12 protein-coding genes and 1 tRNA gene are annotated in these 14,419 nt (G+C 63.5%); 9 read left to right on the plus strand and 4 right to left on the minus strand.

The window, feature by feature from the left end; genetic code table 11:
• Window positions 1–276: 276 nt before the first annotated feature.
• Window positions 277–1,017 (plus strand): response regulator transcription factor, encoded by a 741-nt coding sequence (locus tag PSUB009319_RS07905; protein ID WP_124381690.1) that lies wholly within the window; start codon window positions 277–279, stop codon window positions 1,015–1,017.
• A gap of 84 nt (window positions 1,018–1,101) precedes the next feature.
• On the opposite strand, the gene PSUB009319_RS07910 is transcribed toward PSUB009319_RS07905, so the two are convergent.
• Window positions 1,102–2,310, minus strand: a complete 1,209-nt coding sequence (locus PSUB009319_RS07910) for an NAD(P)/FAD-dependent oxidoreductase (RefSeq protein WP_124381691.1) — start codon at window positions 2,308–2,310, stop codon at window positions 1,102–1,104.
• 120 nt (window positions 2,311–2,430) lie between these two features.
• On the opposite strand from PSUB009319_RS07910, the gene PSUB009319_RS07915 reads away from it, so the two are divergent.
• From PSUB009319_RS07915 to PSUB009319_RS07925, 3 genes are all read left to right on the plus strand, one after another.
• Window positions 2,431–3,339, plus strand: coding sequence for a LysR family transcriptional regulator (locus PSUB009319_RS07915; protein ID WP_124381692.1), 909 nt, complete (start codon window positions 2,431–2,433; stop codon window positions 3,337–3,339).
• A 134-nt stretch (window positions 3,340–3,473) separates the two neighbouring features.
• Complete coding sequence (locus PSUB009319_RS07920) at window positions 3,474–4,805, plus strand: MFS transporter (protein WP_124381693.1); 1,332 nt, start codon at window positions 3,474–3,476, stop codon at window positions 4,803–4,805.
• Between the two features lie 37 nt (window positions 4,806–4,842).
• A complete protein-coding gene (locus tag PSUB009319_RS07925; RefSeq protein ID WP_124381694.1) occupies window positions 4,843–5,829 on the plus strand; it encodes a M14 family metallopeptidase in 987 nt (328 codons plus the stop codon).
• A 29-nt stretch (window positions 5,830–5,858) separates the two neighbouring features.
• On the opposite strand, the gene PSUB009319_RS07930 is transcribed toward PSUB009319_RS07925, so the two are convergent.
• On the minus strand, window positions 5,859–6,527 hold the full coding sequence (locus tag PSUB009319_RS07930; RefSeq protein WP_124381695.1) for a TetR/AcrR family transcriptional regulator: 669 nt from the start codon (window positions 6,525–6,527) through the stop codon (window positions 5,859–5,861).
• 117 nt (window positions 6,528–6,644) lie between these two features.
• On the opposite strand from PSUB009319_RS07930, the gene PSUB009319_RS07935 reads away from it, so the two are divergent.
• The 3 genes from PSUB009319_RS07935 to PSUB009319_RS07945 are packed head-to-tail and all read left to right on the plus strand — an operon-like array spanning window position 6,645 to window position 9,870.
• Window positions 6,645–8,186, plus strand: a complete 1,542-nt coding sequence (locus PSUB009319_RS07935; protein WP_260392922.1) for an NAD(P)/FAD-dependent oxidoreductase — start codon at window positions 6,645–6,647, stop codon at window positions 8,184–8,186.
• A gap of 23 nt (window positions 8,187–8,209) precedes the next feature.
• Window positions 8,210–9,169, plus strand: coding sequence for an alpha/beta fold hydrolase (locus PSUB009319_RS07940; protein ID WP_124381697.1), 960 nt, complete (start codon window positions 8,210–8,212; stop codon window positions 9,167–9,169).
• 41 nt (window positions 9,170–9,210) lie between these two features.
• Entirely contained in the window at window positions 9,211–9,870 is a 660-nt protein-coding gene (locus tag PSUB009319_RS07945; RefSeq protein ID WP_260392911.1) for a GNAT family N-acetyltransferase, read from the plus strand.
• A 125-nt stretch (window positions 9,871–9,995) separates the two neighbouring features.
• Here PSUB009319_RS07945 and PSUB009319_RS07950 read toward each other — a convergent pair.
• Window positions 9,996–10,072, minus strand: a tRNA-Met gene (locus PSUB009319_RS07950).
• Between the two features lie 48 nt (window positions 10,073–10,120).
• On the minus strand, window positions 10,121–11,824 hold the full coding sequence (locus PSUB009319_RS07955; RefSeq protein ID WP_124381698.1) for an MFS transporter: 1,704 nt from the start codon (window positions 11,822–11,824) through the stop codon (window positions 10,121–10,123).
• Between the two features lie 527 nt (window positions 11,825–12,351).
• Between PSUB009319_RS07955 and PSUB009319_RS07960 the strand changes: the two genes are divergently transcribed.
• Window positions 12,352–12,660 carry a DUF485 domain-containing protein gene (locus PSUB009319_RS07960; RefSeq protein ID WP_124381699.1) on the plus strand — a complete coding sequence of 103 codons (309 nt, stop codon included), beginning with the start codon at window positions 12,352–12,354 and terminating at the stop codon, window positions 12,658–12,660.
• Window positions 12,657–14,387: a cation acetate symporter gene (locus PSUB009319_RS07965; RefSeq protein ID WP_124381700.1), complete on the plus strand. Its 1,731-nt coding sequence runs from the start codon at window positions 12,657–12,659 to the stop codon at window positions 14,385–14,387. Before PSUB009319_RS07960 ends, PSUB009319_RS07965 begins: the two co-directional genes overlap by 4 nt.
• Window positions 14,388–14,419: the final 32 nt, after the last annotated feature.

Genomic DNA, 14,419 nt, shown 5'->3' on the forward strand with positions numbered 1-14,419 from the left:
CGCGACGAGGAATACTTCTTCCTCAAGATCCGCGCCGCCTTCCCCGGAATTCCTCGATGAACCCTTTTTTTGCCCGTGTTTTCGGAATGCACACCGCGTACAGCGTTTCAAGGGTCTTCACAAATTAGGACTCTTCTCATGGTTCGTAGCAAACCGCGCCATGAAAATTGCAGACACATAACACATGCAACGGATCGCGCTGGACGCGACTGACCGGGCGCCACCGGCGCCCCCGCCATCCCGGCACGCATGTGCGCAATTTTCATGGAGCCGAACATGCGTATCGCCTTGCTTGAAGACGACCCTTTCCAAAGCGAAGTCATCGTCCAGATCCTGTCCCAGTCCGGCCACGACGTGGTGACTTACGCCGATGGCGCCACCCTGCTGCGCATGCTGGGCCGCTCGTCGTACGACATGCTGATTCTCGACTGGCATACGCCGGGCATGCTCGGCATCGACGTGCTGAGCGTGGTGCGCAGCCGCCACAAGGACGTGCTGCCGGTTCTGTTTGTGACGGCCGAAGAAGGCGAGAAGAGCCTTGTACGCGCGCTCACGCAAGGCGCCGATGACTACATTGCCAAGCCGTTCCGTATTCCCGAACTGCGCGCGCGCGTGGACGCGCTGCTGCGCCGCGCCTATCCGATTCCGTATGGCCGTTTGCCGTTCGAGCTCGGCCCGTATCACTTCAACCCGCAGCGCCAGCAGGTCAAGCTGCACGGCGAGTCGGTCATGCTGACGGGCATTGAGTTCCAGCTCGCGCTGCTGCTGTTCTCGAACGTGGGCCGCACGCTGTCGCGCGATCACATTTTCGGGCAGGTGTGGGGGCGCAATTCGTCGGAGTACACGCGCACGATTGATAGCCACGTCTCGCGCATCCGCATGAAGCTGAATATCGAGCCGGTGAACGAGGTGCGTCTGGTGGCGGTGTACAAGCATGGCTACCGCCTGGACAATTTGAAGCCGGCGGACGACGTGGGCGCGCTGTCGGACGAGGACGTCGCGCCGTACGAGACATAAGCGCGAGCCGATTGCACGCAGGTGTGTGTGGGCAGCGGCGTGCCGGCGCCATCTGATTTGGCGACTGCGCGAAATGCGCCGGTGTCATACCTGCGGTTTTTCGCTGCCGGCGGTGCGGTCAGGGGCTGGGGCAAACGCCGCATCGCGTGCGGGCGGTTCCGCCAGGCTGCGCTTCATCAGCCAGGCGATACCGGGGATGCGCAGGCCGGTAGTAAACACCACGTCGCGCATCCACCCGCCGTACGCCGCCTGGAAACATGGTGTGAGTGCGCGGCTGAGCGTTTGATACGCCTGCACAGTACGCAGACGACGGGCGTGGTAGGCGATGGCGCCATCGATGGCGCCGTGAGCCTGCACGCACGCCGCCAGCGCCAGGGCGTCCTGCGCGGCCAGCGTCGTCCCCAGGCCGAGCTGCGGGCTCATGGCGTGCGCGGCGTCGCCGATCACGCAGTAGGGCGGCCTGGCCAGCGCGCGCGGCCACGTGTGGCGATAGACAGCGAAGGGCAGATCGTCGTGTGAGCGGATCTGTTCGATCACGGGGGCGGCTTGCGGCCACAGGCTGAGGACGTGCGCTTTCCACTGAGCGATGTCGTTCTGGCGCCAGGCCGCCACATCCTTGCGGGGCAGGCTCCAGAACATCGACAGGCGTGTGCGCGTGCCGTCCACGTCGGTGGGCAGCAGACCCATCATCTCGCGCGTGCCCCGAAAGCGTTGCTGCAGCACGCGCGCGTTCCAGCCGTCCACCCAAGCCTGAAACCACAACGTACCCCAGGGGTAGGCGCGCGACGGGCCGGCCAGTCCGGCGGATTCACGCAGCGTGGAGCCAGCGCCATCGGCAATCACGAACAGGTCGAAGACTGCGTCGCCTTGTGCGTGCGTCACGCGCGCCTTCGGGCCGTCATGATGCAACTGGTCGATCGTGCAGCCGAAGTGGAACGTCGCGCCCGCGCGCAGTGCGGCGTCGTACAACATCGACGACAGCGCGTGACGCGTGACGGCGCGGCCGGGCGTATCGGCGTAGTCGATGTCGAGCAAGCGCCAGCCGCGATGGCTCAGGCCGATCAGCCGGTCGATGGGTGCGCCGATGCCTTCCAGTTCACGGCCCACGCCGAGTGCCTCCAGCGCGCGGATGCCCTGCGGCTGGATCAGCAGGCCCGCGCCCATGGCGGTCAGTTGCGGATGCTTTTCGAAGACGTGCACGTCGTGCCCCTGACGGGCAAACGCGATGGCGGCGGCCAGGCCGGCGTTACCGGCGCCGGCAATGCCGATGGACAGCGGGCGGGGTGCGGTCATGAAAGCGTGGCGGATCGTTGGCTCAAGATGATAACGATACGGTATGCGCATTAAGACTGTTCGTGCAGGCAGCAGAGATAATGCGTACACCTCACGCCCACCACCCCAACCGGACGCGCCATGCAGATCAAATGGCTGGAAGACTTCAAGGAACTCGCCAAGACGCGCAGCTTCAGCCGCGCTGCCGAGAACCGCAATGTCACGCATCCCGCGTTCGGGCGCCGCATCAAGGCGCTGGAGGAATGGGTGGGCATCGCGCTGGTCGAGCGCAGCGAACATCCGGTCACGCTCACGGCCGCCGGGCGCCTGTTTCTGGATGCGGCGGCCAATGCCGTCAACGGCCTGAACGATGCGCGACTATTGCTGCGTGAGGCGCAGTTGCCCGTGGCGCTGAAGATTGGCACGGGGCGCACGCTGGCGCGCACGTTCGTCCCCGGCTGGTATGAAACGCTGGCACGCCAGCGCGGCGTGTTTGCGCTCACCGTGACGACGGGTGGTACGCAGGAGGGTGTGCTGGCGCTGGCTGACGGCACGGTCGACTTGCTGATCGCCTATGCCAGCCCGCAGGCCGATGCGCTGCTCGATCCGCACAAGTATGACCACTGCCTGCTTGGCAGCGAGACGCTGGTACCCGTGAGCGCCCCCGACAAACGCGGCCGCGCGCGCTTCACCCTGCCGGGCACGGCTGCAGCGCCGCTGCCATGGTTGGCCTTCGCGCGCGGGTTGACACTGCGGCAGATGCTCGATAGCCACCTGGCGGCGGCGGATCGCAAGGCGCATCTGCAGCCCGTGTTCCAGGCAGATTTTTACGAGGCGGTGGAAGAGATGGCGCTGCGCGGATTCGGCATGGCGTGGCTGCCGTACCGCTTGGCCAGGCCACACCTGACCGCGGGTGAACTCCGCCCCGCTGGCGATAAGGCGTGGCACATCCACGTCGACATTCGCATGATGCGCGTGCGCAGCAACCAGAGCGCGCTGCTCGACGAGGTGTGGCAACGCGCTGTCGAAAACGCCCCCGCTGCAACCTGAGGCGTATCGCAAAAAGCCCAACCTTGTGCCGAAACGGCACAAGCGGCCGAGGCACGGCACCTAGACTCCTCCGCAACCTTCGCCCGCCAACGTTGTTCAACAGGCGGATCGGCACAGACCACGGGGAGACAACCATGCCAGCCCACACCCTCAACGCGAGCGGCGCACCCGCGCACGTAGCCACCGAAACGCATCAACACCCCGCGCCCTGGCGCGCCGTGCTGGCCGCCAGCGTCGGCAACGCGCTCGAATACTACGACCTGCTGATCTACGGCTATTTCGCCATCACCATCGGCAAGCTGTTCTTCCCGACGGGCGATGCGTGGAGCTCGCTGATGCTCTCTGTCGGCACGTTTGGCGTCTCGTTCATCATGCGGCCACTGGGCTCGATGGTGCTTGGCAGCTATGCGGACCGCGTCGGGCGCAAGGCGGCGCTTACCTGGTCGATCCTGTTGATGATGTTGGGGACCGCGATGATCGCGTTTGCGCCCACGTACGCGTCGATCGGGCTGTGGTCGCCGGCCATCGTGATCGTCGCGCGGTTGCTGCAGGGTTTTTCGGCCGGCGGCGAATTCGGCTCGGCCACGGCATTCATGATCGAGCACGCCAACGGCAAGCGCATGGGCTACAACGCGAGCTGGCAGGCGGCTACGCAGGGTTTGGCCACATTGCTTGCCGCAGGCTTGAGCGCATGGCTCACGTATGCGCTGACCACTGCGCAAGTGGAAGCCTGGGGTTGGCGTGTGGCCTTTCTGTTTGGCTTGCTGATCGGCCCGATCGGCGTCTATATCCGCCGCCATACGCCTGAGACGCCGGAGTTCGTTGCCATGCAGGCTGAAGCGCCCGCGGCGTTGCAGGAACGCTCGCCGCTGCGCGACACGCTCACGCAGGGCTTGCCCGGATTGCTGTTAGGCGCCGGGGTGGTGGTGGCCGTCACCGCGTTCAACTACGTGCAGAAGGTCTATATGCCGACCTATGCCATCAACCAGCTCCACATTGCCACCAGCGCGTCGCTGGTCTGCACGATGATCACCGGCGCGATGCTGATGGTAATGGCGCCCGCGTTTGGTTTGCTGGCCGATCGCTTCGGCAGCATCCGCGTGGTGTCGATTGCGATGGTGGTGATCGCGCTGTCGACGTATCCGATGTTCGCCACGCTGGTCGCGCAGCCGACGTTCTGGACGCTGCTGGTCATGCAGGCGATTGTGGGTGTGCTGCTGGCGGCCATCCTGGCGCCGCTGCCTGCGCTGCTGGCGGACATCTTCCCGACGCGCACGCGCGGCACGGGCCTGGCGCTGAGCTATAACTTGTCGGTGACGATCTTCGGCGGGTTCTCGCCGCTCATCGTCACGTGGCTGATTGGCGTCACGCACATCAAGACGTCGCCGAGCTTCTACGTGTTTGCGACCACGCTCATCAGCCTGGCCTCGTTGTGGATGCTGCGTGGGCGTGCGCGTGCGCACTGAACCTGAACTGACTTTTCGTCTTACCCAAGGATTTCGCATGATGACCCTGGAGGCGCTACGCGCCACGCTACCGGTCTACCCGATCGAACTCCAGAAGCCCGACATCCGCTGCTGGAAAGCCGGCACGCACGGTATCGATTACGTGCACACGTTCGACAGCGGTGCGCCCGGCCCGCACGTGATGATCAACGCGCTCACGCACGGCAACGAACTGTGCGGCGCGATTGCGGTGGATGCGCTGCTGGCCGCTGGTGTACGCCCGGCCCGCGGAAAGCTCACACTGTCGTTCGCCAATGTCGAGGCATACGAGCGCTTCGATATCCACGACCCGGACGCCACGCGCTTCATTGATGAAGACCTGAACCGCGTGTGGTCTGCCGACAAGCTCGACGGCCCCGGCAACACGCTGGAACTGCGCCGCGCGCGCGCGTTGCGCCCCGTGATCGACACGGTTGATTGCTTGCTCGACATCCATTCGATGCACGAGAAGGCAGAACCGCTGATGCTCACGGGCCCGCATGTGAAGGGCGTCGCGCTTGGCCGCCAAGTCGGCGCACCGTCGCACCTGATGATCGACGCCGGTCATGCCGCCGGCCGACGCCTGCGCGATTACGGCGGATTTGGCGATGCGGCCAGCCCGAAGAACGCCTTGCTCATTGAATGTGGCCAGCACTTTGAGCGTGTGAGCCGCGACGTGGCGCTCGATGCGTGCGCACGTTTTCTGGTGACGCTGGGCATTGTCGATGCGTCGGCTGTGTCGGAATGGCTGGGGATTGCGCCTGCGCTGGAGGTGCGATGCATCCGCGTGACAGACCCCGTGGTCGCCCAGTCCACCGCCTTCCGCTTTGCCGAGGACTATCGCGGCATGGAGACCATCGCCCGCGCGGGTACGGTCATCGCCACTGATGGTGATGTGCAGATTGTCACGCCCTACGACAACTGTGTGCTGCTGCAGCCCTCGCTGCGGCATCTGGCGCCGGGCGTGACCGTGGTCCGTCTGGGCAAGCCGGAAGACTCGGTGTAAGCGCCCACCAAGCGCCCACCAAGCGCCCACTAAGCGCCCATCATGGTGCGCAACGTGCCGAGCAGCACCTGCCGGCAGTTGCGCACCATCTTTTCTTCAGGATCCCGATAGCCGGTCAGCAGCCACGCTGCTCCCACGTTGGTCATGGCGCCCACGAGCGCGAGGCCGATGATGCGCTGGTCGGCGCGCAGTTCGGCATTGTCGTCATTGTTGGCACCGGGCAGTTGGGCGTTCGCCATGATCTGCTTGCCGAATTCCAGCAGGTTGCGCTGGTAGGTCGCATCCGTTTCCGGGCTGACGCCCATCACTTCCAGCAGGAGGACGCGCGCCGCGCACGGGTCTCGCAGAAACGCGAAGAACGCGTGCAGGCCTGCGTCGATGCGCGCCTCCAGGGTGCCGTCCACGGCAGCCGTGGCCTGGGCTACCTGCGCCCGGAGGGCTTCGGCATGCTGCTGGTAAGTCGCGCGCAGCAGGGCGTCTGTGCTGTCGAACGCGGCATAGAAGTACCGGTCGTTCAACTTCGCTTCCTGGCAGATGGCCCGTACGGTGGCTTTGCGGAATCCCACCGTGCCGAAGACACGCGTAGCGGCGCGGATCAGCGCTTCGCGGCGCTCAGCGGTACGTGCCTCAGGCCCCACGCCGCCATACGGGCGGCCTTTCTTGGCCGGTGCGTTGGCCGTTTCAAATGTTTTCTCCATTTCGCTATTTGACGTCAGGACGCTGAAAAATTAAAGTGGTGACAACGTACACCACATTTTGGCGCGAATTTCGCCGGGCCGCCGCAGAATCGCCAACCAGGAGACCGCATGGACACGATGATCGAGCGAGGCGCCACGGCACAGCCGCAGCGCAACCGTACAAACGCGCCGGACACGGATTTCGACGTGCTCATCGTGGGTGCCGGGCTTTCCGGCGTGGGCGCGGCATATCACCTGCGCGAGCGCTGCCCATCGGCGCGCTTCGCCATCCTGGAAGGGCGCGAAACGGTCGGCGGCACGTGGGACTTGTTCCGCTACCCCGGCATCCGCTCGGATTCCGACATGTTCACGCTCGGCTACAGCTTCCGCCCGTGGCACAGCAACAAGGCCATCTCCGACGGCCAGACCATTCTCGATTACATCCGTGACACCGCGCGCGTGTTTGGCATCGACAAGGCGATCCGCTTTCGCCACAAGGTCACGGGCGCGAACTGGGATTCCACCGCTGCGCGCTGGACCGTGCAGGCGCTGCGCAGCGACGGCACACACGAGGAGCCGGTGCAGTTCACCTGCAAGTTCCTCTACATGTGCAGCGGCTACTACGACTATGAAGAAGGCCATGCGCCGACATGGCCCGGGATGGACCAGTTCCAGGGCCGCATCGTGCATCCGCAGCATTGGCCGAACGACTTGTCGTACGCGGGCAAGCGCGTGGTGGTGGTTGGCAGCGGCGCAACGGCGGTTACGCTCGTGCCCGCGATGGCCGACACCGCACAACACGTGACGATGTTGCAGCGCTCGCCCACGTATATCGTGTCGCGGCCCGAGCAGGATGCCGTGGCAAACCGGTTGCGCCGATGGCTGCCCGCAGGGCTGGCGCACCGTCTGGTACGTACGAAGAACGTGCTGCTCACGATGTATTTCTACAGCCTTGCGCGCCGCAAGCCCAAGGCATTCAAAGACTTCATCATCCGCATGGCTGGCAAGCAGATCGGCCCCGGCTTCGATGTGCGCAAGCACCTCACGCCGCGCTACAACCCCTGGGATCAGCGGCTGTGTCTCGTGCCCGATGGCGATCTGTTCAAGACCATTCGCTCGGGCAAGGCGTCAATTGCCACCGACGAGATCGCGCACTTCACGCCCACCGGCCTGCAGCTCAAGGGCGGCGAGCATCTCGATGCCGACCTGATCGTCACCGCCACGGGGCTCAAGCTCAAGGTGCTGGGCGGCGCGTCCATCATCATTGACGGTCGTGCGGTGAACCTGGCTGAGACGGTGTCGTACAAGGGCATGATGTACAGCGGCGTGCCGAACCTGGCGTCATCGTTCGGCTATACGAATGCGTCATGGACGCTCAAGGCCGAGCTGATCGCGCAGTACGTGTGCCGGCTGTTCAATCACATGCAGTCCAACGGCTTCGATACCTGCATGCCGCGCCTTGACTACGAAGCCATGGGCCGCGCGCCCGCTGTCGATCTGACGTCCGGCTACATCCAGCGCGCCGCCAGCATCCTGCCCAAGCAGGGCGACAGGCAACCGTGGAAGTCGTATCAGAACTACGCACGTGATCTGATGATGCTGAAGTTCGGCACGCTGGCAGACAGCGCCATGCAGTTCGAGCGCCGTGCGCAGCCGATCGGCGCGGCACAACCCGCTTAACCGACTCTCGCATCGGGGACACTATGACCAGCATCGTTCTGGGCGTCATCGCGCTTGCAATCCTGGCGCCTGTTGCGTTCACGTTCATCATCGCGCGCCGCGTTGCCAAGGGGTTTCCGCCCGAGGGTAAATTCATTGATGTCGGCGCAGACCGCGTGCACTACATCGACCGAGGCAACGGCCCGGCCATCGTGTTCGTGCATGGCCTGTGCGGCAATCTGCGCAACTTTGCGTATCTGGATATGGACCGGCTCGCACGCTCGCATCGCGTGATTGTGATCGACCGGCCGGGGGCAGGGCGCTCCGTGCGCGGTGCGGATTCGCCAGCCAACATCTACGCGCAGGCGCGCATGGTCGCGCAGTGCATTGAGAAGCTCGGGCTCGACAAGCCCGTGCTGGTGGGGCATTCGTTGGGCGGGGCGATTGCACTGGCGGTGGGGCTGAATCATCCGCAGGCCATTCACCGGCTCGCGCTGATTGCCCCACTCACGCATGAAGAAAGCACGCCGCCCGGTGCGTTCAAGGGCCTGGTGTTGCCGTCGCCGTTTATGCGCAAGCTGGTGTCGTGGACGCTGGCGATTCCCATGTCGATCATCAATTCGCGCAAAGCCATTGCTGCCGTGTTCGCGCCCGAGGCCATGCCGAAGGATTTCCCGTTCAGGGGCGGCGGCTTGCTCGGGCTGCGTCCGCATGTGTTTTATGCGGCGTCGTCCGATCTTGTTTGCGCGCCGGAAGATCTGCCTGACATGGAGCGCCGCTATGCCTCGATGACGGTGCCCGTCGACGTGCTATACGGCCGCGGTGACCGCATCCTCAACGTCAAGCGGCAGGGGGAAGCGCTTAAGCAGAAGCTCGACCGCGTGAACCTGCGCGTCATTGAAGGCGGCCACATGCTGCCCGTCACGCAACCGAAGCTGACAACGGATTGGGTGCTGGCGATCGCCGCTTCGGTGCCCGCGCAAGCCGAGGCGCTTGCTGATTAAATGCCCAGGCTGTTAACCCGTCTTGTCCTGCTATCCGCGGCGTGGCTGCAAATTCGCTACAGCATTTCACCCGATTCCCGCTCCCTCAACTTATTGGGAAACTCGCCGAGTACACTGTCCCGATAAGGGCGACGGCCGTCAGCGATGCCGTGTCACTTGGGGAAGGTGGGGAGATACATATGACAGAAGACCAGACGGTATTTCGCCGTGCTGGGCTATTGGACATTCCGTCGATTTATCGGCTGGCGCAGTTGGGAAGTTTTACCGGCGCCTACAACGACCGGTATCTCAGCGGCAAAGGCCATGTCCTGTTGCTCAAACAGTTGCTGGGCGTGTGCCTGTCGTTGTGGCTGGCCGATGCAGGGATCGGCGGTGAACTGTCGCCGCTTGCTGTGCTGGAGGCGGGCGACGAGATCATCGGCTTCACCTGGCTCGACGGCGTCGTAAGCAACGGGCGCCTGCTGGTGACCGTCTTGATGTTCTCGATTGCGCCTGAGTACAGCGGCAAGGGCCATGGGCAGGCGTTGCTGGGCAACATCATTCGCAAGGCGCCCAAGGGAGCCATCGTCCGTGCCGAATGCACGCGGTATGCCGATCGCATGAAATTGCTGTTGCGCCGGGCCGGTTTCAGTCGACAGCGGCAAAGCATCGTCCGCCCCGGCGCAACCGCGGTCGATGTCTACGAAAAAACCGTCGACTGAATTGGATGGGGTTGGGGCGGGAGACTGAGACTCCGAGTTTCCCAGTCCCCAAGTCTGGGACCCCGGGCCGGCGGTCAGAAAAGACAAAAGGCCACAAGTTTGCGCTTGTGGCCTTTTGCTTTGTTTGGTGGCGAATCAGGGACTCGAACCCCGGACCTGCGGATTATGATTCCGTCGCTCTAACCGACTGAGCTAATTCGCCGAAGAAGCGGGATTCTACCGTCTTCGGCGAATATGTCAACCCCCTTGCTCAATCATTGCGATAGATATCCACATCCTTGGTCTCGCGCACGAACAGCGCACCAATCACGAAGGTAATGGCCGCGATCCAGATCGGGTACCACAAACCGTGATAGATATTGCCGTTCTGGGCCACCAGGGCGAACGAGATGGTCGGCAGCAGCCCCCCGAACCAGCCGTTGCCGATGTGATATGGCAGCGACATCGACGAGTACCGGATGCGTGTCGGGAACATCTCTACCAGCATCGCCGCGATCGGGCCGTAGACCATGGTCACGTAGATCACCAGGATCACCAGGATCACCAGCACCATGATCGTATTCATCTGGGCTGGATCGGCCTTGGTCGGGTAGTTGGCTGCCTTGAGTGACTCGCCCACCTGCTTCTTGAAGTCGGCAATCTTCGCCTTGCTTTCTGCATCGAAGCTCTGGCCGTCGGCTGTGCGGTTGGCGTTGAGCGAGGCGATCTGCTTGCCGGAGATCGACACCGACGCGACCGTGCCGGCCGGGCCTTCAATCGTCTCGTAGCTGGCAGACGACTGCGCCAGTGTGCGCTTGGCGATGTCGCACGATGAGCGGAAATCCACCTCGCGGGCGATTGGGCTGCCCTGGAACGAGCACTCTTTCGGGTCGACCGTGATGGTGATCTGCGCGGTCTGCTGAGCGCGTTCCAGCGCCGGGTTGGCGTAGTGCGTGAGCGCCTTGAACAGCGGGAAGTACGTCAGCATCGCCAGCAGGCAGCCGATCAGGATGATCCACTTCCGGCCGATGCGGTCCGACAGTGAGCCGAAGAACACGAAGAACGGCGTGCCGATGGCCAGCGCAACCGCAATCAGCACGTTGGCAGTGAACCCGTCGACCTTCAAGACCTGCGTCAGGAAGAACAGCGCATAAAACTGGCCCGTGTACCACACCACAGCCTGGCCGGCGGTCAGGCCGATCAGCGCCAGGATCACGATCTTCAGATTGCGCCACTGGCCGAAGGCTTCCGTCAGCGGGGCCTTGGAGGTCCTGCCCTCGGCCTTCATTTTCTGGAACGCCGGTGATTCGCTCATCGACAGGCGGATGTACACCGACGTGCCGAGCAGCAGAATCGACACCAGGAACGGGATACGCCAGCCCCAGTCGTCGAACGCCTTGCCGGTCAGCTCGCGCACCACCAGGATGACGATCAGCGAGAGGAACAGGCCCAGCGTTGCCGTGGTCTGGATCCAAGACGTGTAGGCACCACGACGGCCGTGCGGCGCGTGCTCGGCGACGTAGGTTGCGGCACCGCCGTACTCACCGCCGAGCGCCAGACCCTGCAGCAGGCGCAACGCGATCAGGATGATTGGCGCAGCCACGCCGATGGTGCCGTAACCCGGCAGCAGACCGACGACAAACGTTGACGTACCCATGATGACGATGGTGATCAGGAACGTGTACTTGCGCCCGATCATGTCGCCCAGCCGCCCGAACACCAGCGCGCCGAACGGCCGCACCAGGAAGCCGGCCGCAAAACCCATCAACGTTGCGATGAAGGCTGCTGTCGGGTCCAGCCCGGCGAAGAACTGCTTGGCGATGATGGCCGCAAGCGAGCCGTAGAGATAAAAGTCGTACCACTCGAACACCGTCCCCAGCGACGAGGCGAAGATGACCTTCTTCTCCTCCTTCGTCATGGGCGCGGGCTGTATGCGTCCGACGGGCGCATTCGGTGCACTTTGCACGGTTGCCATGTTGTCTCCTGTTTTCGTAGGTCGTCCCGCTGGGCACGGACATGACAACGCAAAGCAACTCGCCCGCGGAATCGCGAACGATTGTGGAAACCGAAACTTACGGCGTTCTGACAACGGTGTGCATTTGGAAGCACCGGTTCAGTGGAAAAGGATTCCAGCAAAATCAAGTACTTGGGGCGCCTCTGCCGGGCGGTCACGTGCCGACTGTGCGTCACCGTCAAGCGTGCGTTGCATCATCGGAAGGTGGGTTTGCGCACGCAGTGCCAGAAGGCATGGCGCAATCCGGCGGATGTGCATACGCACAAGAACTGGGGATTCGCAGACGGATTTCGGCGTGAATGAAATTCCGCCGTGGCCCGTTTCCCGATCGATGTCACCGGGTGTACAGCGCGTTGTTTTACTGCGCTAGGGAAAACCACTATCCCCGCCACGTCACTGCGCAGGGGGCGAGTAAGAGTTCAGTCAGTTTCGCTGCCGAGAATCGCTGCACTCATTCCAATAAAGCAACAGGAAACAGGAGACAGGCGATGCAGGATGGTTTGGTAGGAAAAATCGAGGTGCATCCGAAGTACGCGCTGCTCAAGCGGCGGCGCAATGTGCTCGGCCTCTGTCTGACGGTGCTGATGCTGGTCGTGTACTACGGCTACATCGCGCTGATCGCATTCGACAAGTCGTTTCTCGCCAAGCCCGTTGGTGCGGGCGTGATGAGCGTGGGCGTACCGGTGGGCGTGGCGGTGATCGTCTTTACCGTCGTTATCACCGGCATCTATGTGCGCCGCGCCAACAGCGAATACGATCAACTGACGCAGGACATCCTGAAGGACATCGCCAAATGAAGAAGATGCTTTCCATGATGCTGGTGGCGCTGCTGGCCGCCGGCGCTTGCGGCGCGGCCCTGGCCGCTGGCGGCGATGTTGGGCAAACCGCCAAGCAGGAAACCAACACCACGGCCATCGTCCTGTTTGCGCTGTTCGTGGCCGGCACGCTCTGGATCACCAAGTGGGCGGCCTCCCGCACGCGCTCTGCGGCAGATTTCTATACCGCCGGCGGCGGCATCACGGGCTTCCAGAACGGTCTGGCCATTTCGGGTGACTACATGTCGGCGGCCTCGTTCCTGGGCATTTCCGCGGCCGTCATGACCTCGGGTTACGACGGGCTGATCTACTCGATCGGCTTCCTGGTCGGCTGGCCCATCATCACGTTCCTGATGGCCGAGCGGCTGCGCAACCTCGGCAAGTTCACCTTTGCCGATGTGGCGGGCTACCGGTTCGAGCAAGGCCCGATCCGCAGCTTTGCCGCAGTCGGCACGCTGGTGGTGGTGGCCTTCTACCTGATCGCGCAGATGGTCGGCGCGGGGCAGCTCATCAAGCTGCTGTTCGGGCTCGACTACTGGATCGCGGTGGTCATTGTCGGTGCGCTGATGATGATCTACGTGCTGTTTGGCGGCATGACAGCAACGACGTGGGTGCAGATCATCAAGGCATGCATGTTGCTTGCCGGCGTGACGTTCATGGCCATCATGGTGCTGGCGCAGTACGGCTTCAGCCCGGAAGCGCTGTTCGCCAAGGCGGTTGAGGTGAAGACCGCTATTGCGGCGAATGCTGGCAAATCGCCCGATGAAGCCGCCAGGATCGGCCTGTCGGTGATGTCGCCGGGCGGCTTCATCAAAGACCCGATCTCGGCCATCTCATTTGGCATGGCGCTGATGTTCGGCACGGCCGGCCTGCCGCACATCCTGATGCGTTTCTTCACGGTGCCGGACGCCAAGGAAGCGCGCAAGTCGGTGTTCTGGGCCACCACCTGGATCGGCTACTTCTACATCCTGATCTTCATCATCGGTTTCGGTGCGATCACCCTGGTGCTGACCAACCCCGAGCTGTCCGACGTGGCCAAGGGTGTGATCAAGGGCGGCGCGGGCACGGCCAACATGGCCGCGGTGCTGGTGGCCAAAACGGTGGGCGGCGATGTGTTCTACGGCTTCATCTCGGCCGTGGCCTTTGCCACGATTCTTGCGGTGGTGGCAGGGCTGACGCTGTCCGGCGCTTCGGCGGTGTCGCACGACCTGTATGCCACGGTGTTCAAGAACGGCAAAGCCAATAGCGCAGACGAACTGAAGGTGTCGCGCATCACCACGCTGGTGCTGGGTTTTGTTGCTGTGCTGCTGGGCATCGCGTTCGAGAAGCAGAACATCGCGTTCATGGTGTCACTGGCGTTTGCGGTGGCGGCGTCGGCCAACTTCCCGGTGCTGTTCCTGTCGATGCTGTGGAAGGGCTGCACCACGCGCGGCGCGGTCATTGGCGGGTTCCTGGGGCTGATCTCGTCGGTGGGGCTGACCATCGTTTCGCCGTCGGTGTGGGAAGCCACGCTCGGCTACCCGAAGGGCTCGGCGTGGTTCCCGTACACGTCGCCAGCGCTGTTCTCGATGACGATCGGCTTTGTGGGCGTGTGGCTGTTCTCGGTGCTGGATACGAGCGCGCGTGCCAAGGCGGAGAAGGCTTCCTTCGCCGCGCAGCAGGTGCGCTCGGAGACGGGCCTCGGCGCGGCCGGGGCATCCAGCCACTGAGCGGCTATAGGGCCATAGAACCACAGGGCCAT

Source organism: Ralstonia sp. SET104 (genome assembly GCF_003851545.1).
Taxonomy (GTDB): domain Bacteria; phylum Pseudomonadota; class Gammaproteobacteria; order Burkholderiales; family Burkholderiaceae; genus Ralstonia.

Excerpts from the sequence above, each read along its gene's own strand:
- PSUB009319_RS07955 (WP_124381698.1), bottom strand. The coding sequence starts at position 11,824 with ATGGCAACCGTGCAAAGTGCACCGAATGCGCCCGTCGGACGCATACAG.
- PSUB009319_RS07910 (WP_124381691.1), bottom strand. The coding sequence starts at position 2,310 with ATGACCGCACCCCGCCCGCTGTCCATCGGCATTGCCGGCGCCGGTAAC.
- PSUB009319_RS07905 (WP_124381690.1), top strand. The coding sequence starts at position 277 with ATGCGTATCGCCTTGCTTGAAGACGACCCTTTCCAAAGCGAAGTCATC.
- PSUB009319_RS07920 (WP_124381693.1), top strand. The coding sequence starts at position 3,474 with ATGCCAGCCCACACCCTCAACGCGAGCGGCGCACCCGCGCACGTAGCC.
- PSUB009319_RS07915 (WP_124381692.1), top strand. The coding sequence starts at position 2,431 with ATGCAGATCAAATGGCTGGAAGACTTCAAGGAACTCGCCAAGACGCGC.
- PSUB009319_RS07940 (WP_124381697.1), top strand. The coding sequence starts at position 8,210 with ATGACCAGCATCGTTCTGGGCGTCATCGCGCTTGCAATCCTGGCGCCT.
- PSUB009319_RS07965 (WP_124381700.1), top strand. The coding sequence starts at position 12,657 with ATGAAGAAGATGCTTTCCATGATGCTGGTGGCGCTGCTGGCCGCCGGC.
- PSUB009319_RS07930 (WP_124381695.1), bottom strand. The coding sequence starts at position 6,527 with ATGGAGAAAACATTTGAAACGGCCAACGCACCGGCCAAGAAAGGCCGC.
- PSUB009319_RS07935 (WP_260392922.1), top strand. The coding sequence starts at position 6,645 with ATGATCGAGCGAGGCGCCACGGCACAGCCGCAGCGCAACCGTACAAAC.
- PSUB009319_RS07960 (WP_124381699.1), top strand. The coding sequence starts at position 12,352 with ATGCAGGATGGTTTGGTAGGAAAAATCGAGGTGCATCCGAAGTACGCG.
- PSUB009319_RS07925 (WP_124381694.1), top strand. The coding sequence starts at position 4,843 with ATGATGACCCTGGAGGCGCTACGCGCCACGCTACCGGTCTACCCGATC.